This window comes from Desulfosarcina sp. (assembly GCF_046496365.1).
Classification (GTDB): Bacteria; Desulfobacterota; Desulfobacteria; order Desulfobacterales; family Desulfosarcinaceae; genus Desulfosarcina.
On record NZ_JAWOHB010000135.1, the window covers coordinates 31548 to 54029 of the forward strand.

The following is a 22482-nucleotide window of genomic DNA, read 5'->3' on the forward strand; positions in this document are numbered from 1 at the left end:
TCGTCGATACATGTTTATGTCACCACTGGGTTGCCTGTTCACGCAGTCCTCATTTGGCGCCCCCGTGGGCTCCGTTGAGAACATAGCCCATGATCCGGTTTTTGGTTTTACGAAAGGTCTTGTCGAAGAACTCGGCAAATCCGCCGGGGTAGTAGATCATCACCAGAATCAGCAAAAGGCCGTACAAAAGCAGATTCAGGCCGGGCAGGTTGGTCAGCGACGAACGCACCAGCTCCATGGCGAAGATGAAGGGAAAGGCGATGGCGGCCCCGCCCCACAGGCTGCCCCGCCCGCCGATGTAGGCCACCGCCAACACCTCCACCGTCTTGGAGGTGTGCATTATGTCCGGGGTGAGAATCGCGTAATAGTGGGCGTAAAATCCACCCAGCCAGCCGGCCAGGGCGCAGCTCAGGGTGAAGTTCACCAGGCGGTAGAATATGGGATTGATCCCCGAGGTGCGCGCCGCCTCCATGTTCTGCCCGATGGCCTTGAAGGCCAGGCCCATCTTGGTGCGCGTACACCACTTGCAGATGATGTAAATGATCACCATCATCGCCAGGCACAGGTAGTAGTAGGGCAGGTTGGAGGAGGATTCGAACAGCCGGTCCACGCGCATGCCCAACGGGCCGCGGGTCAGCCAGACCATTTTGGTGGCCAGGCCCATCAGCGCCAGGCCGAAGAACCAGGCCAGGCACGCGGCGAAGATGCCCCGCAGGCGCAGGGTGATGGCGCCGATCACGAAGCCCAGAAAGGCGGCCAGCAGACCGCCGGCGAGCATGCCCAGCCACGGGTTCAGGCCGAGGCGCTCGGCCAGAATGGCCGACGTGTAGCCCCCCAGGCCCATGATGGCCGCATAGCCGAAATTGACGATGGAGATGAACCCGGCCGTAAAGTCGAAGGCCACAGCCAGGGCGGCGATAAAGGCGGCGCTGATCAACCAGCGCAGCAGGTACTCCTGATTGAAGGGCGGAATCAGGGGCAGCACGAACAGCACCGCCAGGGCGATCAATCCGGCCGGGGTGAAGCACAACAGGTTCAGCAGCTTGTTGACGGGGTTGTTCTGGTCCATGAATCCTCCGCTATTTATCAAGGATGCCGCGCACTTCGGAACCGAATATGCCGCTGGGTTTGAAGATCAAAACGACGATGATCAGGGCCGAAGGCACCACGAAGTCCCAGCCGGAGCCAATGTACTCCACGGTGAGTACTTTCAAAAGAGCCACCATGAAAGCGCCCATCACCGCCCCGAGCACGTTGCCCAGGCCGGCCAGAATCACCACGAACCAGGCCATGTACAACGGCTCTAAGCCTACCGAGGGATAGGCGGGATACATGAACAGCAAACTGGCCCCGGCGATCGCCGCCAGGGAGCAGGACAGGGACATGGTCAGCATCAGGATGCCCTTGAGGCCGATACCCACCATCAGGGCGCCGTTCTCGTCCTGGGATACGGCCCGGATAGCCCGGCCGGTGCGGGTATAGGTCATGAAAAACCAGAACGCCGCCACCACGACGACCGCCAGGGCAAAGGACATGGCCCGGTCGCGGGAGATGAACACATCCATGACCGAAATGGGCATGCCGGCCCAGTAGCGGGTAATGCCTTTGAAGTCCGCCCCGAAGAAAAGCTGGTGGGCGTTGATCAGCACAACGGCCAATCCCACGGTGAGCAGAAAGGAGTTCATCACCCAGTTCTCCCGGCTGCGCTTTCTTAACTGGGAGAAGACCAGCACCTCCGAGGCCACTCCCACCAGGGCTCCCACGATCATGGCCGCCAGGATGGTGATCAGCGGCCCCAGAAAAACCAGGGACGAATCGGGGTTCATGGTGATGTAGTCGTTGATGGGCGTGAACACATAGTAGGCCGTCAGCGAGCCGATCATGAAGTACTCCCCGTGGGCAAACATGGGGATGTTCATCACGCCGAACACCAGGGCCAGCCCCATGGCCACCAGGGCCAGCATGCCGCCCGTGACCACCGTGTTGACCAGCACGTAGCCGCCGCGGTCCAAGGTCGCCGCCACGGCCACGACCAGGGTCAGAATCACCGCCAGGCCCGCTGAGGATCCGGCCCACTTGAAGACGCGTTCCCAGACGCGTTTTTCTACCTGTTCTACCATGAACCGGTTCCTTTCCGTATCAGACACCTAAAAACACTTTGCGCACATGGGCGTCGCAGGCCAGGTCGCTGCTCTTGCCGGCCAGTTCGATGCGGCCGTTTTCCAGCACGTAGCCCCGGTCGGTCACGGCCAGGGTCTTGGTGACATTCTGCTCCACCAGCATGATGGTCATGCCCTGCTTGACCAGTGTGTCCAGACTCTGGAACACGCTTTCGGTCAGCAGCGGGGCCAGGCCGAAGGAGGGCTCGTCCACCAACAGCAGGGTGGGGTTGGACATCAACCCCCGGCCGATGGCCAGCATCTTGCGCTCACCGCCGCTCATGGTCCCGGCCAGCTGGTTGCGCCGCTCGACCAGCCGCGGAAAAAGGTCGAAGACAAAATCCAGGCGCTCCTTTTGCAGCCGTTTGTCCTTGATGGTGTACGCCCCCATGGCCAGGTTCTCCTGCACGGTCATGTTGACGAACAGGTTCATGGCCTCTGAGACCAGGGCGATGCCCTTGCGCGCCACCTTGTTGCCCGGCAGACCGCCGATGGGTTCGCCCTTGAAGCGGATCTCGCCGCTCATGGGCGCCACCAGCCCGGCGATGGTCTTGAGCGTGGTGCTCTTGCCCGCCCCGTTGGGGCCCACCAGGCACACATACTCGCCGGTGTCAACGGTCAGGGACACGTCGCGCAGAATCTGCAGATAGCCGTAGCCAGCATTGAGGTTGTTCACTTCCAGTAACATCGCGTCTTCATCCTAAGCGGGTTGTTGGGCGTCGGGAACGCAGCTGTCCACCGCATCACCCAGGTAGGCCTTGGTCACCTTGGGGTCGTTGGCTACTTCCGCGGTGGTGCCCTCGGCGATCTTGATGCCGAACTGGATGCACACCAGCCGGTTGCAAAGGCCCATGATCAGCTGCATGATGTGCTCGATCATCAGGATCGTGATGCCTTTTGCGCGGATTTTTAAAATCAGCTGCATGATATCCTTGAGCTCGCCCTCGCTCAACCCCGAGGCCAGCTCGTCCAGAAAGAGCAGCCGCGGCCCGCTGGCCAGAGCCCGGGCCAGGTCCAGGCGTTTGAGCTGCACGGTGTTGAGCTGCTCGCTGATGGTGTCTTCGGCAATGGGGAAATCGACGAATTCGAGCATCTTGCGGCTGTGGGCCGCCGGATCCTTGACCGTGCCCGGTCGATTGCCGAAGATGGCCGCGGTCATGACGTTTTCCAGCACGGTCATCTTGGGGAAGGGGATGGGGATCTGGAACGTGCGCGACAATCCCAGTCGACACATCTTCTCCGGGGTCCTGCCGGTGGTGTTTTCTCCAAAAATGAACACCTGGCCCGAAGTGGGCGGGTTCAAGCCGGCGATGGCGTTGACCAGGGTGGTCTTGCCCGCCCCGTTGGGGCCGATCAGCCCCACGATATCCCCCTCGTTGACGTGCATGGACACCGCGTTGACGGCCGTCAACCCGCCGAACTGCTTGGTTAACTCCTTGGTCTCCAGTACGATCATTGGCCTCTTTTCTTTAGGTCGGGGTCCGTTGTAGCAGCGGGGCCGGGAACGTTCCCGACCCCGCCCGCGTCAGGAATTTGGATAACGTTTACTTGGCCTGAAATTCTTTCACTTTCCAGTCCTCAGGGAAGACGATGTCGCCTTTGCCGTTGGTGTATTGAATGACCGGGAAATAGTAGCCATCCTTGGCCACGACCGGATCCGGTACGCTTTCCGGGGTGTAGCGGTACTCATTCATGATCAGGGCGCCGTCGGCTTTACCGAAGGTCAGGTTGCCCGTATGGACCTCTTCGACAAAGGTCTTGTGGATGGTGACCTTGTCCAGCGTGCCGTATTTTTCAAGGGTGCGGTTGAGAATCTTGATGAACATGTTGGTGCCGTCGTAGCACAGACCGCCGGCGGAAGGGCTGGGGTTGAAACCATACTTGGCCTTGATGTCCGCGGCCCACTGCTGGGCTTCCTTGGTGGTCAATTGGGGAATCATGTCCAGCACGCCGTTGGAGGCGGGGCCGGCCATCGTATACCAGTCACCCATCCAGCCCAGGCCATCGGCGATGACCACGGAGTTCAGACCCACTTCGCCGACCTGCTTGACAAATGCCGTCATGGTCGGAGCGGCGGTGGAGGTTCCGGCCAAAACGGCGACACCTTGTTTTTTGTATTTGCCCAGCAGCGGATAAAAGTCGGTCTGCGTGAGCGGGAAGTAATCTTCGGAAGTGATCTCCCAGCCCTTGTCGGCAAAAAAGCCCTTCAGGGCTCCCCCGAGGCTGCGTCCCCAGTCGCTGTCCTCGCCATAAATAGCAACAGTCTTGCTTTTGGGTTTCCAGGTGCCTGCGGCGATGGCGTTTTCCAGGCACTCAACGTAGCCCAAGGCCATCTTGGCAGGAATCGGCCAGCCCTTGCCGCCCCAGTAGCTGTATTTTTGCGGGTCGGCCTTCCACTTTTCATTGACCACTTCGGTGGCACCAAAACCGAACCAGTGGGGAATCTTGTACTGGGCGGCCACATCCATGGCAGCCACGGCCACCGAGCTGTGCCAGTTCTGCATGGCGCAGTCGATGCCTTTGCGCTCAACCGCTTCGGCGTATGCGCTGGCAGCCTTGGCTGGATCGCTCTGGCTGTCAATCCAAACGATTTCAAGCTTGTAATCACCTACCGTATAGTCGATTTTGTCCAGCGCCATCTCGACGGAGGCTTTGAACTCGGCCCCGTTTTTAGCAGACGGTCCGGTAAAGGGTCCCAGTACACCGACTTTCAGCACCTTGGCCGCCATGGCTGGTCCGGCAAACAGGGTCAGCGCAAAACAGACCATCACGACACTCACTATCAGTTTCTTTCCTCTCATGGGTTCCTCCGTTGGGGTTTGGGTTTGACTGCTTTTGGATCAAAAAATGTGCCGCTTACCTGCAGTCCAATATACGAACGCAATAAACATACCGCAGCAACTAATTCTTATTCATCCAATCAAAAAAGCCTGGCCACTTGTTTTTTTTACATTAACAACAATCTGTTAATTAATCTTTGGGGAAAAATTCAAAAATAAATCTAGGGTTGACGAAATCAGCAGAAGAAAAAAAACTTTCTAATAAGCAAATATATTTTCGCCATGATGTGAAAAATCGTTTGCGCCTGATCCTATTTTCCGTATTTTTTCTCGATATACTTCGCCAGTTCACCAAGGGCCTCAGCGGGGAGGCTGGGTTCTTGGTAGGATTCCAGGATTTGCTTCCATTTACGGTTGGCCACCCGTTCCATGGACTCCCCGCCCTTTGCCTTCCATCCGGCGTAACTCTCTTTCTGCTCCATGATGGGTGTGTAGAACTCCTTGCGAAAGTTCTGGAAGGTATGCATGTGGGTCAGGTATTCACCGCCCGGCCCCACCTGGGCGATCACATCCAGGGCCAGCTTTTGCGGATCGGCATTCTCCCCGCGTTTGATGCGCTTGCACATGCCGCAAATTTCGTCGTCGATGATGAACTTTTCGTAGGAAGCCGTCATGTAGCCTTCCAGGATGCCGGCGGAATGCAGCACGAAATGGACGCCGGAAAGGGTGGCCATCAGCTGGCTCATCATGGACTCCATCCCGGCCTGGGCATCGGGGAGCTTGGAATCGGTGATCGCCCCGCCGCCGCGGCTGGGAATCCCGTAAAATCTTGCCATCTGGGCCGTGGCGGCCGTGTTCACCGCCATCTCGGGCGCACCGATGCTCAACGTGCCATAGCGCATGGCGGCGGCCGAGGATGACCCGGAGAAAACCACCGGCGTGCCTTCGCAGATCAGCTGGGTCAACACGATGCCGGCCAGCACCTCGGCGTTTTGAACCACCAGGGTGCCTTCCATGGTCACCGGTGAGGTGGCCCCGGCAATGGAAAGGGAGGAGATCAACTGGGGCATGCCGGCCTTGGCATACACCATGATCGCACCCAGCATCCGGTCGTCGTATGCCAGGGGCGTTCGGGTACACAGGATGCTGATCATGGGCATCTTCGCAGCCAGGTCTTTTTGGGAACAGCCGAAGACAATGGCCGCCATTTCGATGGTTTCACGGGCGGCCTCGGCCCCGATGGCGCCGCCCATGAACGGCTTGTCCGAATAGCGCATGGAGGCAAGCATCATCTCGGCATTGCGCCTTGGGTGGGGAATATCATTGGGCTCGGCCATCATGCCGCCGGTGATGTCAATGCTCCGGCTGGCATGGGAGAGTTTGACGAAGTTGGTGTAGTCTTCCAGGGTGGATTCACGCCGCCCCCGATCCAGGTCGTGAACAAATGGCGGTCCGTAGCAGGGAATGTAGGCGATGTTGTCGCCGCCAATGGCCACATTCTTCTCTGGGTTGCGGGCCTGCAGGGTGTATTCGGAAGGCGCTTTGGCCACCTGCTCCATAACCATCCTGGGAGAGAAAAAGACCCTTTCACCATCCACCTTGCAGCCGGCTTGCTTGAACACCTCGATGGCCGGTGGGTATCCAAAATCCACGCCCACCGTTTCCAGCACGCGCAGGGTCGCTTCGTGAATCTTGTGGACATCGTCGTCAGTAAAATATTCAAACCGCTGCATGGGAGCCCCCCTTTTCTTGGAAAACTTCAATTAGTCAAAAAACAGAAGCGGTTACCTGCCGATCCCGAGAACGTCGCGGGCGTATGCGATGCTCCGGATGCAGGCATCCATCTCTTTTTCCCGGGCCACTTCCAGGGAATCTGCGCCCATATCCCATTCGATTTCAAAAGTGATCCGGTCCGTCGGCGACACCTTGCAAATGGTTTTGTAGACCTTTAAGCAGTCGATGTCCCCGTCGCCCAGGGCGACCCCGTGGAAGCGGATGCCGAACTGGTCCCTGTCGAGCTTGTGGTCGCAAAAATGGTTGCAGAACGCATAGGGCGCAAGCTTGTTTACGGCGGCCTCCGGGTTTTCGAGGACGGCCATGGAATTGACCGTGTCGACGCAGGCCCCGACAAGGGGGTGGTCGATCTGGGCGATCAGCCACAGGATCTCATCGGCAAAGGTTTCGGTATGGTTTTCCAGGGCCAGCCGGATGCCGGTGCGCTCCACCAGGGGAAGCGCCGCCTTGACTTCGTCATAGACCGTGCAGAGCTGCGCCATGACGGTTGGGTGGAAGCAGCTGCCGTACAGGGGGCGGGGGCGCCGGATGTCCAGACTGATCTTTGCAAGGTCCGCACCGAGCTTCTGCGCAATGCGGATGCCGTCGGCGATAGGATCGGTCAGGCGCGGGTCGAAGGCTTCATCCCGGGAAAAATTATACTCCAGGTAGAGGTTGCGTGTCTGTGCGGCCGCCTTCACTTGCGCTAGCCGTCCATCGTCCTTGGTTTCCAGATCGCAGCCGGTGATGTGGAGCCCGTCCAGCCCCCATTCAACCGCCTTGTCCATGAGCTGAATCAGATTCATAGCCTTGGGGCGCGGTTCGGCCACGATGCCCCAGTTCTGGCCGAGCCCCCAAAGATGGAGGGTGTATGTATGCAGTCCCAGTTTCATTTTTTTGGCCATGACGATTTCTCCTACCTCACGGTGCAACCGTATTCGACTGGTATGCTTTCTATGAGGGTTCAATGTCTTCCGCGCATAAACGCTCCCGGTGGCGTGGCCAGCCCCTCTTCAAAGCGGCTCAAACGCAGCGGATTGTCCGCCGGCTTCATCCGGCCGGTGACCAGGTCGCAGGTCCAGCGGCCGGCCGCCGCCGACAGCATCACCCCCGGCCAGTAGGCGCAGTTCAAGTAGAAACCGGGAATCCCGGTGACTGGTCCGATCAGGGGCTGATCGTCGGGCGCATGCACATACTGGCCGGCGTAGACCGACAGATCCTCCTGCTTCAGGTCATCGACCACCTCGGTCCAGAATGGACTCAGGCGCGAGCACATCTCCAGGGTGAAAGCCGGAAAGTCCCAGTCCCCCTGGGGGTCTTCCATGGGTTCGCTCTTCTGCTCGTCGGGGTCGTGCCAGCCTAGCAGGGCGCCGCCGGTTTCCGGCCGCCAGTAAGACTCGTTATCCACATCCATGATCAGGGGTGAATGGTGCGGAATTTTTGGATGGGGGGCCACAAAAACACGCTGGCGGCGCATCTGGTAAATGGGCAGATCCAATCCCACCCAACGGCCCACGGTGATGGCGAAGGGCCCGGCGGCATTGACCACCACGCGCGTGTTGATGCGCCCCCGGTCGGTGAGCACCGCGCAAACCCCCTGCTTGTCGGTCTCGATGCCGACGGCCCGGGTGCGCACATAAAAGCGGGCATGGTCCGCCGCCCGGGCGAATCCCTGGGTCACCTCGTGTGCGGAGAACCAGCCGTCCTTGGCCCGGAACGCACCGGCTTTGATTTCAGGTGACAGCCAGGGCCACCGCTTCAGGATCTCATCCCCACCGAGGTACTCGGAATCGGCCACGCCCACCTGGTGGTAAGCCTTGACCGTGGCCGCGACATCGGCCACTTTTTCCTCTGCGGTGGTCAAAAACAGGTAGCCGCCGTGATGCAGGTCGATTGCATAACCCGCCAGTCCGGTCACCTGGGCAAAGTTCTCCCACACATCGATGGACTCCTTGGCCAGGGCCGCCATGGCCGGTTCAGTGAACTGGGCGCGAAAAGATTCGATGGATGCGGTGGTGGTAAGGGTTGAAAGCCCGTCACGCATCTCCACCAGGGTGGTGGACATGCCGGCCCGGGAAAGCCAGAAGGCCGTGGCCACACCGATAATCCCGCCACCGATGACCACGGCATCGGCCGTTTCCTGATTAAATCTTTCCGGTGTCAGTATTTTCCTCATGTTCTTTTTCTCCCGATTGATCTAGCTTCAAATCAAGCTGGCGCCCACTTTAAAAATGGTGGTTTGTGGTTCGGATCAAGGCCGCAGCGTTTTGGAAACCGGAGGCGTAGCAGCGCTACGTCGAGGATTTCGAAAACGCCAGAACGCAGATCTGGGCCGCAAGATGCCATTTTTTAATTGGGCAGCACACCTTCGGCACGAAGTACATCGGCCACCTCTTCCAATCCCATGCGCACCAGCGTTGCGCGGGTGGGCAGTCCGTTGGCATCCCAACCCCGGGCTGCGTAATACCAGTCCAGCAGCTGTTCCAAACTCTCTCTGGGAATGAAATAGCCCATGTTGGGACCGGAAGGGATCGGCTCGGTGGAAAACCGTTTGGGCGGGAAATCCCAGCTGCGGCCAAACCCTTTTATTTCCCTGGCGGAAATGGCGCGGGTCAGATTCCAAATGCGTTCGGATACGCCCAGCATCTCCTGCCAGGACCGTTTTTTACCGGTAATCAAATAGAACAGTTCCTCGTAATTCTCCACCTCGAAGCCCAGTTCCATGAATTGAAGCCGGCAGATGCCCAGGGCGTCAAACAGGGGGCGGGCGTGCTGGGAGTCGATGACGTAGCGGGCGCTGTCCGCCTTGATCAGGGCCGGGGGCTGCCGCTCCACCTTGCCGCCGCCGCTGACCAGGTCATGTACGTTGGTCCAGGCCCCGGCCATGTCGTGGCCCAGCACCCAGGCACGGGAGTGGTGGGCACCGATGTCGGCCGTCATGTAGGCCAGCATCATGGCGGGGGCGTTGCGGCACTCGTACCCGGTCCACTCCAGTCCCTTGACATGAATGGCAAAGGCGTCAGAGCCCTGCCCCACTTTCTCGGCGGCTTTTTTGACCCCTTCGGCCAGCAGATCGCCGATGCCCTCACGGGCAACGATTTTCTCCAGCAAATAGCCAATGGTTTCCAGATCCGAGAATTTTACCGGCCGGCCGATCTCTTTTTCTCCCAGCAGGCCTTTTTCATAACACTCGATGGTCCAGGAGATGACGGCACCGGCTGAAATGGTGTCCAGCCCCAGTTCATCGCAAAGATAGTTGGCGTAGGCCACCTCTTCGATGGTCTTGAGTTCACAGTTGCCGCCGAACAGGGCGATGGTTTCGTACTCGGGGCCTTCCACGTAGGCATCACCCAGTTTGGTTTGGGTGTGTCCGTATTTCCCGCAGGGTGTGGGGCAGCAATAGCAGCCCTTGTCGGTAATTTTCAACTTTTCGAGTATCGCCTTGCCGTTGATCGCCTTGTAGTGATCGGAGAAAGAGGTTTTGAAGTTCCGGGTGGGGAAAACCCCCACCTCGTTGACCCAGTTGGTGATACCGGCTGTTCCCTCGGGGGTCCATTCGGTGAACCCCGGTTTTGCGGCCACCTTGCGGTAAGCCGCTTTTCCGGCCTCAAAAGCCTTTTTCACATCAAAAATCGGCAGGCTTCCCGTCCCCCTCACGGCAATGGCCTTGATGCGCTTGGAACCCAGCACGGCTCCCACACCGCTGCGCCCGGCCTGACGGCCGAAGTCGTGGGAAAGGCAGGCATAGCGCACCCGCTGTTCACCGGCCGGCCCGATGGTCAGAATCTGGAAGTCCTCACCAAGGTCGGTTTTCAGATTCTTCTCCGCGGTCAAAGCCCCCTGCCCCCAGTATGCGTCGGCAGACCGGATCTCGACACGCCCGTCTTGGATAAACAGGTAGCTGGGCACCGGCGCGCGGCCGCTGAGTACCAGCACATCATAGCCGGCGTATTTCAACGCCGGGCCAAAATGGCCGCCCATGTTGCTGTCGGCGTAGCCGCCGGTGGCCGGCGACTTGGTGCCGAAATGCGTCTTGCCGCTGGCCGGAACCAGATGGCCGGACAGGGGACCGGTGGCGGCAATGAACAGGTTCTGGGTATCATAGGCGTCGATGCCGCGCGGCAGTTCGTCAAATAGCAGTTTGGCCACGAACCCGCGGCCACCAATAAACCGTTCCGCCATGGCTTCGTCCAGCGGCTGTTTGTCAATCACTCCGCTGGACAGATCGATCCGAAGAATCGTTCCGGCATATCCGTACATATATCCAACTCCTTAATTCAAGGGTCCCGGAACCGCTTCAGCCGTGGGAGCGACTGCCGCAGGCCGGTTTGCCGATTTGCGTTTTTTAGGTTTCAGGGCCGTCTGGGTCTCTGCCGAGACGGCCTTGATAAATGACCAGGCCATGAAAATCATCAGGATCATGAAAGGAAACGAGACCACGAAAGAAACCGTCTGGACCGCTTTGAGACCGCCTGCCACCAGCAACATGGCCGCAATGGACGAACAGACCAGCCCCCAGAATACTTTCAGGCCGGTTTTGGGCTCCAGGCTGCCGCCGGAGGTCATCATGCCCACGACAAAAGTGGCCGAATCGGCCGAGGTGATGAAAAAGATGGAGACGATGATCATGGAGATCAGGGACAAAAAGGCGCTCATGCTGAAGTTGTTGTAGAGGGTGAAGATGGCCGTGGTCACATCCTTGAAGGTGGCCTCGGCGATGCCCGGCGTGCCGTTGAGTTCCAGAAAAATGGCCGACCCGCCCAGAATATTGAACCAGAGGGCGCACAGCAGGGTGGGGGCCAGAAGGGCGCCCAAAACGAACTCGCGGATTTTTCGGCCGCGGGAAATGCGGGCGATGAAGACGCCGACAAAAGGGGCCCAGGTCAGCCACCAGGCCCAGTAAAAAACCGTCCAGGCGCCGGACCAATCATAGCCGGTGTGCTTGGCCACGCCGCCGCTGGCATCCACAAAAAAGCTGAGCCAGAGTATGTTCTGCAGGTAGTTGCCAATGGATTCGACAAATGAATTCAGAATGTAACGGGTCGGGCCGATGACCAGCACGAGAACCATGAGGCCGAAGGCCATGACCATGTTGGTGTTGCTCAGAATGCGGATCCCCTTGTTGATGCCGGTCACAGCGGAGGTGATGTATAAGGCGGTGACGATGGCGATGACGGTGATGGAGACCGCCGTACCCTTGCCGATGCCGTAGAGCAGGTCCAGGCCGGTGGTGACCTGCAGCGCGCCCAGGCCCAACGAGGTGGCCACGCCGAACAGGGTGGTGACCACCGCCAGGGAGTCGATGACCTTGCCTGCGGTTCCCTGGGCGGCCCGCTCACCGATTAACGGGGTGAGTGTCGCGCTGATCAGCCCGGGGTAGCCCTTGCGGAACTGGAAATATGCCAGCACCAGCGCCACAGTGGCGTAGCAGGCCCATGGATGCAGTCCCCAGTGGAAAACCGTGGTGCGCATCGCCTCAGAGGCCGCCGCCGCCGTTTTGGCTTCGGCAAAGGGCGGGCCGGCGAAATGGTAGATCGGCTCGGCAACGCCCCAGAAGACCAATCCGATGCCCATGCCGGCGGCAAAGAGCATGGCAAACCAGGTGCTGAGGCTGAACTCGGGGATTTCGTCGTCCTTGCCCAGCCGGATGTTGCCAAAACGGGAAAAGGCCACGGCCAGACAAAAGACCACAAACCCAGCCACGCAGGTCATGTAGGCCCACCCGAAGTTGGCGATGAAAAATTTAAAAATTTTGTCGAACAGTTCCTTGACCTGATCCGGCGAAGCCATCGTCATGAAAACGAAGGCCAGGCAGCACAGGGCCGAAATGATGGACACGGTTTTGTCGATCGTGTTGTCGTTCATTACCCTTCCTTTCTGAATATTCGGTTATGCATTCACCGTTTCGGTCATCACAATGGCACCGCGCGGACAGATCTGCGCACAGGCGCCGCAGCGTATGCATTTGGACGGGAAATCGGACTGCGGCTGGACGACCATGACCCCTTTGGGACACACGTCCACGCAGGTCAGGCAACCGGTGCAAAGGTCCGGGTCGACCCGGTAAACTCCGGATGCCATGACAATGGCCTCCACCGGGCAGTTGTCGGCACACTCGCCGCACTGATCGCAGAAATGAATCCGGTAATCTCCGGGGGAAGGAAAGCGGCCCTCAATCCGCAACAGTGCACGGGCGGGTTGAACGGCGCCGAAATTTTCCAGCGCACAGGCCAGCTTGCAGGTTCCGCAACCGGAACACCTTTCGTGGATAACCGTCGGCATCATAGATTGAACTTCCTTGATAAGGGTTGAACAGTCAACCGGCACTCCGAAAACCCCTGTGCTGTCGGGGTCGCGCAGATCCTGGCCGGATTCGGGAAAGCGGTAGGTACAACCAGCGACCCTGGCAAAGACAAGCAAACGTTGACTCACCATTGATGAATGAAAGGTTTCAATCTTTATGCCAGGCGGAGGGTCTTTTTCAGCCCCTTGAAATGAAAGAGAAAGTTTCTTTTTTTCAGGCGCAGGGATTCAGCCCGACTGGACAAAATTGTCCAGCCATTCAGGCAGTTATTCATTTAACTATTTGAAATTGAAGCGTTTAATTCCTTATGGACAGTTATGTCCATAAAATAGACTATTTTATGCCATGGGCTTTCATTTTGCGTTGAAGCGTCTTGTAGTTGAGCCGCAGGGCTTCAGCGGCCCGCCCGCGGTGCCATCGGGCTGCTTCCAGCGCTCCGAGAATGATCTTTTTTTCCAGGGCATCCATCCGCTGTCGGAGCCCGGCGCCGCCCGGCCAGGCCAGATCGGTCGCTCCCTGCCGGTCATCCGCAGTCTCCGAGATCTGGCCCATCAGGTCCAGTTTTCCCAGAGTGATATAGGTGTGCAGCACGTTTTGCAGTTCGCGCACATTGCCGGGCCAGTTGTAGGTCTCCATGGCCTCACGCACCCGCACCGGCAGGTGCATGGGCCCTTGCTTGCCTTTGGCCAGCACAGCCAGGAAATGATCGATCAGCAGGGGGATATCCTCTTTGCGCTCGCGCAGCGGCGGCAACTGGATGGGCAGAATACGGATGCGGTAGAAAAAATCTTCGCGCATCCGCCCGCCTTTGACCAGCTTCACCAGGTCGCGATTCGTGGCGGCGATTACCCGGAAATTGCTCTTCTTGAGTTTAATTCCACCCAGCGGGGTGTACCCCACCCCGTCGAGCACACGCAGCAGCTTGACCTGTATTTCCTGGTTGATCTCGCCGATTTCATCCAGAAACAGTGTACCGCCGTCAGCCGAATCGAGGAATCCGCCCTTGTCTGCATTGGCGCCGGTAAAGGCCCCTTTCAGGTGACCAAAGAATTCCCGCTCCATCAGATCCTTGGGAATGGCACCGCAGTTGACGGCAACAAAGTTCCCCGTCCGCCGGTCGCTCAGCTGGTGGATGGCACGGGCAACCAGTTCCTTGCCGGAACCGGATTCACCGAAAATGATCACGCTGGCGTTGCTGGCGGAAGCTTTGAGAATCAGGTCGTATACCGCCTGCATCCCCTTGCTTTTGCCAATAATGTCACCGAAGCGATAGCGGTCGCTGATGGAAGAACGCAGGCGCATGTTCTCCTTGCGAAGATCCAGTTCCACCTCTTTGTAGGCGGTCACGTCACTGATGAATCCCTCCAGAGCCACCAGTTGACCATCGTCGTCAAAAACCCCTTCGCCCTGCTCCCAAACCCATTTTTCGTCGCCGCTGGCCGCCCGGATGCGGTAGATGAAGCTGAACGGCCGCCGCATGGCCACGGTTTCGCGCACCAGATCGAGCATGTTCTTGCGGTCATCCGGGTGAACGATCCGCTGAAAGGCGTTGGGTCCCTTTCCGAGAAGCTCGTGGGGTTCAAAACCCAGCAACCGCTTGCTTCCCCGGCTGGCGAACTCCATGGTGAAAGATTCGTCAGCCCGGCAGCGATAGACGATCCCCGGCAGGTTGTTCATCAGGGTGCTCAACCGTCGCCGGCTTTCGATCAGGTCATTTTCGGCCGCTTTTTTTTCAGTGATATCCAGGCAGAGGCTCAACTTGGAAAGGGCACCGTCCGGGTGGGCGATAGGCGTGGCCATGTGGTAATACCAGCGCCCCGTGGTGGGGTTCTTGAACTCCCAGCGGACCGTTTTACCCTGGAAGGTCTCTTGTTCCGGGCACCACGGGCAAATTTCAGGGTTGCCGTAAAGAACCTTGTGGCAGGCCTCCCCCACTGGATTCCGCCCCAGCAGATCGATCACCTGCCGGTTGACGAATTCGATGCGGTTGTCCGACGAACAGACGTACACCATGCCGTCAAAGGCCTCGATAATGGCCGCGAAATAATTTAACCGCTTGCTGTCTGCTGCGTTCATACCACCTAAACCAACATGTCCGACTCGAATGCCCATCGAAAGTAAAAAATATGCCCTCACGGGCGCGCTGCGAACAGGTCCGGACTTGATCGTGACGCCATGACGGGCGCACCCCCACTCCCCTTCACGGAATATAGTTCCGTCGATCGATGCGGTACTTTTTTATCTTGTAGTTGAACAGCTGCCGTGAAATGCCGATGCTGGCTGCCGCCCGGGTAATATTGCCCCCATGGGCGGCCAGGGCGTCGACCACCACCGATCGTTCATGGTCCGCCTGGCTGGCCAGCAGGCCCTTGCCGCTGTCCAACGGACTGCGGCCGGCACCGGTGCGCGGGGCAGGCATGCCGAGGCGTGCCTGCCCGTGGGATGCATATCCATCGGATGGTGAACCCGCCACCGGCGGCTGAACGGCGCCCGGCTCGCCCCGCAACCGCCGCCAGGTGGTCAGGTGAGACTGCAGGTGCCGGCGCTCGATGGTTCGGCTGGAAACCACCAGGTTGATGGCGCCTTCGATGACGTGCTCCAGTTCACGGACGTTGCCGGGCCAGTCATAATCGTTGAACAGGGCCAGTACGTCATCGGAAATGTCGGCGACCTTGCGGTTCAGGGCCCGGCTGTGCTTGGCCAGAAAATGCCGCGCCAGCAAAACGATGTCCTCTTTGCGGTCACGCAGGGGAGGAATGGGAATGAAGACCACCCCCAGACGGTAGAACAGGTCAGGCCGCAGATTGTTTTCAGCAATGGCCACATGGGGCTCCTTGTTGACGCTGCTGATGATTTTCACATCGATCTCCGACTCCTTGAGGGAGCCCAGCCGGCGAACTTTGCGTTCCTGAATGACCCTGAGAATCTTGGCCTGAAGCCCGGTGGCCATGGAGTTGAGTTCGTCCAGAAAAAGGGTCCCGCCGCTGGCCCTTTCAAAAAGCCCCATCTTGTTCCGCGCCCCGGTGAAGGCGCCGGCGGTCGTTCCGAAGAGCAGTCCTTCGAGCAGGTTTTCCGGTATGGCGGCACAGTTCACCGCCGTGTAACGACCGTTTTTGCGCCCGCTGTGGTTGTGAATGGCCTGGGCGAACAGCTCTTTTCCGGTTCCGGTCTCCCCGTGCAGCATCACCGGCGAAGGGGTAATGGCGGCCATTTTGGCCGCATTGACGGCCCTGAGGAAATCGATATTACTGCCCACGATGGCATCGAAATCAAAGCGGGTCTCATTGGGCAACACCTGCTTGGGCCGGGGTATGGAAATGGCTGATATGGTCTCTTCCAGTACGTTGTACTCCCGCACCAGGCAGATAGCCCCTTCCAGCCGATCCCGTTTGAACAGGGGAAAGACGGTATGGATGGTATTGGCAACCTTTCCCCGCCGCGTCCGATAGAGCAGCGACTGGTCGACGATGGACTGCCGGTTCTGCAGACATTGCATGATCACGCTGCCCTCTTCGGACAGATCATAGACGTCAACCACTTTTTTCACGAGTACATCCATCGGATCCAGTTCGTCGATGGCAGCCATGGTGGGGTTGTAATAAATAATGGTGCCGGTCCGGTCGACAATCAGCAGCCCTTCACTGAACCCGTCGAAAAAGGGCAGAAATTCCCCATAACCGATGTCGAGGGTCCGGGCGATGGAATGGCGTGGAGAGGTATTCATAGCCTTCACTCCCTTGGTTGCGTCAAGGTTGATTTGGCGGTCCACAGGCTGAATCAAAGCATGCCATATTTTTGTTCATCCGGCAAACCGGCAGTCTTGCAGGGCTTGGCGTGATACCCGACCCACAGCCAGCCGGCGGGGGTCCCATCCGTCTGCCGGCGTCTGTTCGGCGAGGCGGCTTCTCACTCATGGGCGTACATGTTGAACAGGATGTCATTTTCCAGGTACATCTGCTCCAGCTTTTCCTGGTGGGCGTTGAGCTGTGGCTGCTGACGATTGACCAGCTCCAGCACCAGGTAGTTGATGATACAGGAGATGGTCGTCGGATAGCCGATCAGCGGTATGGAGCGGGACGGTACCACCAGGGAGAGATGGGCAAAGGGGATTACCGGGCAAAGGGCGTTGTCGGTGACTACCAGCAGGTTGTGCTGCAGCCGTCTGGCAACCTTGCCCAGCTTGATCAGCTCATTGGGGTAGCGCGAGGTGGTGATGATTGTCACCAAACTGTTGTCGGGCGCATTGGTCAGCCAGTCGATGGCCGTGCTGTCACTGCCTTTTAAAATATGGACGCCCCGCCGAACCTTGGTCAGCGACCAGCCCAGATAATAGGCAAACGTATAAGAGACCCGTGAACCGACCACATAAACGGAGGGGCTCTCCTGAAGGTGCGCCACGATGCGGTCCAGAATCTTCATATCGATGGATTCGTAAAACTGCCTCAGGTTGTTCATCTCTTCGAAGACCACCCGGTGCAGCAGATCGGTGCCGGGCCCTTTCATCCCGGGAAGGTCCACCCGATCCGGCAGACTCAACCCCGAATCCACAAAATCCCGCAACGCCTGGAGGAATTCGCCATATCCGCCATAGCCCAGCTGTCCTACGAACCGAACGACCGTGGCCTCGCTAACTCCGCAGGCTTCGGAAAGCTCCTTGGTGGTCATAAAAACCGCCTTGCGGGGATTCTGGATAATGTAGCTGCCCAGAACCTTTCCCTTGGGGGTCAGCGTGTCCAAATGATTGACAATACCCTTGATCACCGGGTGTGCCTGGGAATCATTCATGCTAATTCCTTAAAAGATGTTGAAATGAAAATTTTATTTCATTTTGCCATATAATGTATAAAGTACTTTTTTTACATATTTTTATTACTATAAAAATTTATTGTCAAGTCTGTTTGCATGTTTTTTTATCAATCTTAAATTTTATTATTGACATGTTTCCTTTCATTCGACTACGATTGCGGACAATTAGACGGTTCACGATTCATCTTCGCCCGGGCACTTTTTATCTTATAACCATGTAGGGAGAGCGTATGTTCTGGAAATCCAAGCCCCTGTGGGGCAACAAAACCAGACTGAAGTCCAGCTACGATGCGGTGATCATCGGCGGCGGCCTTCACGGTCTGGCCACAGCCTACTACCTGGCCAAGGAGCACGGCATCACGGATGTGGCCATCATTGAAAAGCGCTTCATCGGATTCGGCGGTGCCGGCCGCAACACGGCCATCGTGCGCGCCAACCAGCGCACGCAATACAACGTGCCGCTGTACAAGGAGGCGCTGGACCTTTGGCCGGTACTCACCAAAGAGCTGGACTACAACCTGATGTTCAACAACTGCGGCAACCTCAACCTGATGCACAGCGAAGCAGCCATGAAGGCGGCTCGCATGACCATCGCCACCGCCCAGTTCCACGGCGTGGAGAGCCACCTCATCGACGCCAAGCAGGCCAAGGAACTGGTGCCGGCGCTGAACATCTCCGAGGACATCACCTTCCCCATCCACGGCGCCATGTTCCACCCCCCTGGTGGCATCGTACGTCATGACGCCGTGGTCTGGGGCCTGGCCAAAGGCGCCGCCAAGCACGGTGTGCATATCCACCAGCACACCGAAGCCACGGCCATCCACACCGAAGGCGGAAAGATCACCGGTGTGGAGACATCCCGCGGCCGCATCCACACCCCGCGGGTACTGGTCAGTGCCGGCGGCTACAGTGCCGGCCTGATCTACCACATGCTGGGAATCAAGCTGCCCATCGCCGTGCTCACCATCCAGGCCATGGTCACCCAGCCGCTCAAACCGCTGCTCGACCACGTGGTCTCGTCGGGTGCGTACCACTGTTATGCCAACCAGACGCTCAAAGGCGAAATCGCCACCGGCGCCCATATGGATCAGTGGCCCAACTACACGACCCAGAACACGGCCCATTATATCAAGCACCAGGCCGAAGCCCTGTCAGACTGGCTGCCCTGCCTGCGCGGCGTCAAGTTCATGCGCATCTGGGGAGGTCTGGCCGACATGACCCCGGACATGGCACCCATCATGGACGGCAACGATCATATTGAAGGCTTCTACATGGACTGCGGGTGGGGTTACTTCGGTTTCAAATCCTGCAACGCCGTCGGCAAGTACATGGCCCAGTACATGGCCAGCGGGAACTGCCCGGACATGCTCAAGCCGTTCAACCTGCGCCGCTACGAAAACCACCAGTTGATGGGTGAAACCGCCGAACTGGTCAGCTACACGCCGAACAATTAAAGGAGATTGAATTATGGCCCTAACACTCACCTGCCCCGTGTGCGGCAAACGCAACGGCTATGAGTTCCGATATGGGGGAGAAGACAAGGGACCGCGCCCGGCGGAAGCCGGGCTGACCCCTGCAGCCTGGTGTGACTATGTGCACATGAACAAGTGCACGGCCGGTGTCCAGAAGGAGTGGTGGTTTCACCGCGATGGCTGCGGATCCTGGTTCACCACCTGGCGGGACACAACCAAAAACCTCGAAGTGGCTAAACCGGAGGCAAGCAAATGAACAGGCTTAACCAATTGCCCACGCTCCGCATCACCCCCTCGGAGAAACTGTCCCTGAACTATCGGGGAAAAACCGTCCAGGGAGTTGCCGGCGATACGGTTGCGACGGCCCTTTTTGCCAATGGCGTCCGGGTCTTTGCACGCAGTTTGAAATACCACCGCCCCCGCGGGCTTTACAGCCTTGACGGCGAGTGCAGCAACACCTGCATGGACGTCAACGGCGTGCCCAACGTTCGCACCGAAAACACCCTGCTCAAGGACGGCATGGTCGTCAAAGCGCAAAATGTCAAGGGGTCTGCCGACCATGACTGGCTGGCCTTTATCGACAAACTGGACTGGATGATGCCGGCCGGCTTCTACTACAAGACCATGCACAAGCCCGCAGCCATGTGGCCCGTGGCCATGAAGCAGATCCGCAAGGCAGCCGGTATCGGCGTCATTTCCGCCGATTATCAGATGAAAGGCCAGTATGACGAGATGTTCGTCAAAGCCGAGGTCACCGTCATCGGCGGTGGCGCCGCCGGCATGACCGCCGCCCTGGCCGCGGCCGAATCCGGACAGCGGGTAGTCCTGCTGGAGTCGCGCCCCCACCTGGGCGGATGCTTCGACTACCGGGTCAGCACCACCGCCGAAGGTACGCCTCTCTACGAGCGGGCCCGCGAACTGGCCGCAAGGGTGCGGCAGACCGCCAACATCCGGGTGTTCACGCACACCGCAATGGTGGGCGCCTACAACAACAACCTGATCACCGCCTTTCAGGTGGGCGGAGCCGCGGACACCTTCACCGAGCGCTACATTGAGATCCGCTCGGACAGCGTCGTGGTGGCCACCGGCTGCATCGAACGCCCCTTGATCTTCGATCACAACGAGCGCCCCGGCGTCATGCAGGTGGGCTGTGCCCATCGCATGGCCCGCACCTATGGCCTGCTGCCGGGCAGCGAAGCGGTCTTTTCCGTGGGCCATGACCTGGGCCTGGAGGCCGCCGTCGATCTCTTCGACCTTGGGCTGAAGATCAACTGCGTGGCCGACATCCGCGAGGACGGTCAGAATCCCGAACTGATGCTGGCCCTGGCCGAACGCAAGATTCCGGTCCTCAAGGGCTGGGTAGCCACCAGGGCCCACGGTTGCAAGAAAGTGGAAAAAGTGACCCTCGCCACCATCGAAGGCACGGTCAAACGCCAGTTCCCCTGCGACCTTTTGGTAGCCTCTGCCGGACTGACACCGGTGACCGGTCCCTTTATTTTGGCCCAGGCCAAGATGGGCTACGACACCCATACCGGCTACTTCCTGCCGACGGAGCTGCCTGAAAAGATGTTTCCTGCCGGCCGCCTGACCGGCATCAACGCCCCGGCATCCATCGAGGCCTCCGGCCGCTTGGCCGGCCTCAAAGCCGCGGCCGCCGCAGGGGCGGATATGGCCAAGGCCCTTGCCGCTGCTGAAAAGGCCGCCGCGGCCCTTCCCGGACCGGAGCGCGGCTGCAAGCTGGTCACCGCCCCGGTCAAGGGACGCAAGAGCTTCATCTGTTTCGATGAAGATACCACCATCAAAAATATCAAACAGGCCATCGAGATGGGATTCGATGTCCCCGAGCTGATCAAGCGGTTTACCTCGGCCGGCACCGGACCTGGCCAGGGCGGCATCCCGGGGCATAACCTGCCCCTGTTTGTGGCCAAGTACACGGCCTCCATCAACACGCCGGTGCCTACCACGGTGCGTCCGCCGCTGGTGCCCACCTTTTTGGCCACCTATGCGGGCTACAACCACCACATGTTCAAGCGCACGCCGCTGCACGCCTCTCAGATCCGAGACGGCGGGATTTTCCGCAACATCGGCGTCTGGCAGCGGGCGCGTTATTTTTCCGACGACTTCGACTGCAAGGAAGAGATCCTCAACGTACGTGAAAACGTGGGCCTGCTGGATGGTTCCACCCTGGGCAAGTTCCGCATCCACGGACCCGATGCCCTGAAAGCCCTGCAGCGGGTGTACGTATCGGACATGAGCAAGGTCAAGGAGGGCCGTATCAAGTATTCGGCCATGTGCAACGACGATGGCTGCGTCATCGACGACGGCGTGGTGGTCAAGCAGGCGGAAAACGATTACTACTTCACCACGTCTTCCGCCCGTGCCGGTCAGACCGTGGAATGGATCCGCTACCACACGCGTTTCGACGGCTGGAACTTCGCCCTGGTCAACCTGACCGATGCCCTGGGCGTAATTAACATCTCCGGCCCCAACGTCCGCAAGGTCCTGGCCAGGGTGGCGGACATCGACCTGTCCAATGAGGCCTTGCCCTTTTCCGGATACCGGGAGTTCACGATCAAGGACACCATTCTCGTGCGGGCCATGCGCCTGGGCTTTGTGGGCGAGCTCTCCTATGAGCTGCACGTACCCGCATCCTACACCCAGGCGGTCTGGGACATGCTCAAGGCAGCCGGCGCCGAATTCGGTATCCGCAACTTCGGCGTGGAGGCCCAGAACGTGCTGCGCATGGAAAAATGCCACGTCATTCTCGGGTCCGAATCCGAACAGCGCACCAATCTGCTGGATCTGGGTCTGGGCTTTCTCTGGGATCGAAAAAAGGCCGACGCCAAGACAGTGGGTGCCGTGGCCCTGCGCCAGGCCGAAAACACCCCGGGTCGGCTGAAGCTGGTGGGCATCCGCATGGAGGATGACAATCGGCCCGCCCGCGACGGCGCGTTGATTGTCGACAGCAAGGTTCGCGGCTACGTGGCCACCATGCGCAAAAGCTTCTCCACCGGCCAGGCCGTGGGTATGGCTCTGGTGGAATCCCAGCTGGCGGACATCGGCACCCGGCTGGAGATATTTGAGGATGAGTGCAATGGCGTGCGGTTGTACGCCCGAGTCGTGGCCATGCCCTTCTATGACCCGGATGGAAAGAGAATGAAAAATTAATTTAGGCAAATCGAGGTAAC

Annotated in this window: 17 protein-coding genes; 3 read left to right on the plus strand and 14 right to left on the minus strand. The window is 58.9% G+C overall.

Annotated features, from left to right (window positions below; translation table 11 throughout):
* Nucleotides 1-49: 49 nt before the first annotated feature.
* The 14 genes from R6V78_RS12340 to R6V78_RS12405 all read right to left on the minus strand — a co-directional run bounded on the left by R6V78_RS12340 (nucleotide 50) and on the right by R6V78_RS12405 (nucleotide 17801).
* Entirely contained in the window at nucleotides 50-1069 is a 1020-nt protein-coding gene (locus tag R6V78_RS12340; protein ID WP_410289662.1) for a branched-chain amino acid ABC transporter permease, read from the minus strand.
* A gap of 10 nt (nucleotides 1070-1079) precedes the next feature.
* Entirely contained in the window at nucleotides 1080-2120 is a 1041-nt protein-coding gene (locus R6V78_RS12345; RefSeq protein WP_410289663.1) for a branched-chain amino acid ABC transporter permease, read from the minus strand.
* A gap of 19 nt (nucleotides 2121-2139) precedes the next feature.
* Nucleotides 2140-2847 (minus strand): ABC transporter ATP-binding protein, encoded by a 708-nt coding sequence (locus R6V78_RS12350; RefSeq protein ID WP_410289664.1) that lies wholly within the window; start codon nucleotides 2845-2847, stop codon nucleotides 2140-2142.
* A gap of 12 nt (nucleotides 2848-2859) precedes the next feature.
* The gene (locus R6V78_RS12355; RefSeq protein ID WP_410289665.1) at nucleotides 2860-3615 is read right to left on the minus strand and encodes an ABC transporter ATP-binding protein; all 756 of its coding nucleotides are present in this window, start codon (nucleotides 3613-3615) and stop codon (nucleotides 2860-2862) included.
* Nucleotides 3616-3703: 88 nt separating this feature from the next.
* The gene (locus R6V78_RS12360) at nucleotides 3704-4960 is read right to left on the minus strand and encodes an ABC transporter substrate-binding protein (RefSeq protein ID WP_410289666.1); all 1257 of its coding nucleotides are present in this window, start codon (nucleotides 4958-4960) and stop codon (nucleotides 3704-3706) included.
* Nucleotides 4961-5250: 290 nt separating this feature from the next.
* Nucleotides 5251-6672, minus strand: coding sequence for a trimethylamine methyltransferase family protein (locus R6V78_RS12365; protein ID WP_410289667.1), 1422 nt, complete (start codon nucleotides 6670-6672; stop codon nucleotides 5251-5253).
* 51 nt (nucleotides 6673-6723) lie between these two features.
* On the minus strand, nucleotides 6724-7617 hold the full coding sequence (locus tag R6V78_RS12370) for a sugar phosphate isomerase/epimerase family protein (RefSeq protein ID WP_410289668.1): 894 nt from the start codon (nucleotides 7615-7617) through the stop codon (nucleotides 6724-6726).
* Between the two features lie 59 nt (nucleotides 7618-7676).
* A complete protein-coding gene (locus R6V78_RS12375; RefSeq protein ID WP_410289669.1) occupies nucleotides 7677-8888 on the minus strand; it encodes an NAD(P)/FAD-dependent oxidoreductase in 1212 nt (403 codons plus the stop codon).
* Between the two features lie 173 nt (nucleotides 8889-9061).
* Nucleotides 9062-10972 carry an aldehyde ferredoxin oxidoreductase family protein gene (locus R6V78_RS12380; RefSeq protein WP_410289670.1) on the minus strand — a complete coding sequence of 637 codons (1911 nt, stop codon included), beginning with the start codon at nucleotides 10970-10972 and terminating at the stop codon, nucleotides 9062-9064.
* A 12-nt stretch (nucleotides 10973-10984) separates the two neighbouring features.
* Nucleotides 10985-12577, minus strand: coding sequence for a BCCT family transporter (locus tag R6V78_RS12385; protein ID WP_410289671.1), 1593 nt, complete (start codon nucleotides 12575-12577; stop codon nucleotides 10985-10987).
* 24 nt (nucleotides 12578-12601) lie between these two features.
* Nucleotides 12602-12997 carry a 4Fe-4S binding protein gene (locus tag R6V78_RS12390; RefSeq protein ID WP_410289672.1) on the minus strand — a complete coding sequence of 132 codons (396 nt, stop codon included), beginning with the start codon at nucleotides 12995-12997 and terminating at the stop codon, nucleotides 12602-12604.
* A gap of 352 nt (nucleotides 12998-13349) precedes the next feature.
* Nucleotides 13350-15092, minus strand: a complete 1743-nt coding sequence (locus tag R6V78_RS12395) for a sigma 54-interacting transcriptional regulator (protein ID WP_410289673.1) — start codon at nucleotides 15090-15092, stop codon at nucleotides 13350-13352.
* Nucleotides 15093-15216: 124 nt separating this feature from the next.
* Entirely contained in the window at nucleotides 15217-16740 is a 1524-nt protein-coding gene (locus R6V78_RS12400; protein ID WP_410289674.1) for a sigma-54 interaction domain-containing protein, read from the minus strand.
* 182 nt (nucleotides 16741-16922) lie between these two features.
* Nucleotides 16923-17801, minus strand: coding sequence for a MurR/RpiR family transcriptional regulator (locus R6V78_RS12405; RefSeq protein ID WP_410289675.1), 879 nt, complete (start codon nucleotides 17799-17801; stop codon nucleotides 16923-16925).
* A gap of 251 nt (nucleotides 17802-18052) precedes the next feature.
* On the opposite strand from R6V78_RS12405, the gene R6V78_RS12410 reads away from it, so the two are divergent.
* The 3 genes from R6V78_RS12410 to R6V78_RS12420 are packed head-to-tail and all read left to right on the plus strand — an operon-like array spanning nucleotide 18053 to nucleotide 22462.
* Complete coding sequence (locus R6V78_RS12410; RefSeq protein WP_410289676.1) at nucleotides 18053-19276, plus strand: FAD-dependent oxidoreductase; 1224 nt, start codon at nucleotides 18053-18055, stop codon at nucleotides 19274-19276.
* 13 nt (nucleotides 19277-19289) lie between these two features.
* Nucleotides 19290-19550 carry a sarcosine oxidase subunit delta gene (locus R6V78_RS12415; protein ID WP_410289677.1) on the plus strand — a complete coding sequence of 87 codons (261 nt, stop codon included), beginning with the start codon at nucleotides 19290-19292 and terminating at the stop codon, nucleotides 19548-19550.
* The gene (locus R6V78_RS12420; RefSeq protein ID WP_410289678.1) at nucleotides 19547-22462 is read left to right on the plus strand and encodes a 2Fe-2S iron-sulfur cluster-binding protein; all 2916 of its coding nucleotides are present in this window, start codon (nucleotides 19547-19549) and stop codon (nucleotides 22460-22462) included. Before R6V78_RS12415 ends, R6V78_RS12420 begins: the two co-directional genes overlap by 4 nt.
* The last annotated feature ends 20 nt before the right edge of the window (nucleotides 22463-22482 follow it).

Coding starts and splice junctions, on each gene's coding strand:
- R6V78_RS12340 (WP_410289662.1), bottom strand. CDS start 1,069: ATGGACCAGAACAACCCCGTCAACAAGCTGCTGAACCTGTTGTGCTTC.
- R6V78_RS12345 (WP_410289663.1), bottom strand. CDS start 2,120: ATGGTAGAACAGGTAGAAAAACGCGTCTGGGAACGCGTCTTCAAGTGG.
- R6V78_RS12350 (WP_410289664.1), bottom strand. CDS start 2,847: ATGTTACTGGAAGTGAACAACCTCAATGCTGGCTACGGCTATCTGCAG.
- R6V78_RS12355 (WP_410289665.1), bottom strand. CDS start 3,615: ATGATCGTACTGGAGACCAAGGAGTTAACCAAGCAGTTCGGCGGGTTG.
- R6V78_RS12360 (WP_410289666.1), bottom strand. CDS start 4,960: ATGAGAGGAAAGAAACTGATAGTGAGTGTCGTGATGGTCTGTTTTGCG.
- R6V78_RS12365 (WP_410289667.1), bottom strand. CDS start 6,672: ATGCAGCGGTTTGAATATTTTACTGACGACGATGTCCACAAGATTCAC.
- R6V78_RS12370 (WP_410289668.1), bottom strand. CDS start 7,617: ATGGCCAAAAAAATGAAACTGGGACTGCATACATACACCCTCCATCTT.
- R6V78_RS12375 (WP_410289669.1), bottom strand. CDS start 8,888: ATGAGGAAAATACTGACACCGGAAAGATTTAATCAGGAAACGGCCGAT.
- R6V78_RS12380 (WP_410289670.1), bottom strand. CDS start 10,972: ATGTACGGATATGCCGGAACGATTCTTCGGATCGATCTGTCCAGCGGA.
- R6V78_RS12385 (WP_410289671.1), bottom strand. CDS start 12,577: ATGAACGACAACACGATCGACAAAACCGTGTCCATCATTTCGGCCCTG.
- R6V78_RS12390 (WP_410289672.1), bottom strand. CDS start 12,997: ATGATGCCGACGGTTATCCACGAAAGGTGTTCCGGTTGCGGAACCTGC.
- R6V78_RS12395 (WP_410289673.1), bottom strand. CDS start 15,092: ATGAACGCAGCAGACAGCAAGCGGTTAAATTATTTCGCGGCCATTATC.
- R6V78_RS12400 (WP_410289674.1), bottom strand. CDS start 16,740: ATGAATACCTCTCCACGCCATTCCATCGCCCGGACCCTCGACATCGGT.
- R6V78_RS12405 (WP_410289675.1), bottom strand. CDS start 17,801: ATGAATGATTCCCAGGCACACCCGGTGATCAAGGGTATTGTCAATCAT.
- R6V78_RS12410 (WP_410289676.1), top strand. CDS start 18,053: ATGTTCTGGAAATCCAAGCCCCTGTGGGGCAACAAAACCAGACTGAAG.
- R6V78_RS12415 (WP_410289677.1), top strand. CDS start 19,290: ATGGCCCTAACACTCACCTGCCCCGTGTGCGGCAAACGCAACGGCTAT.
- R6V78_RS12420 (WP_410289678.1), top strand. CDS start 19,547: ATGAACAGGCTTAACCAATTGCCCACGCTCCGCATCACCCCCTCGGAG.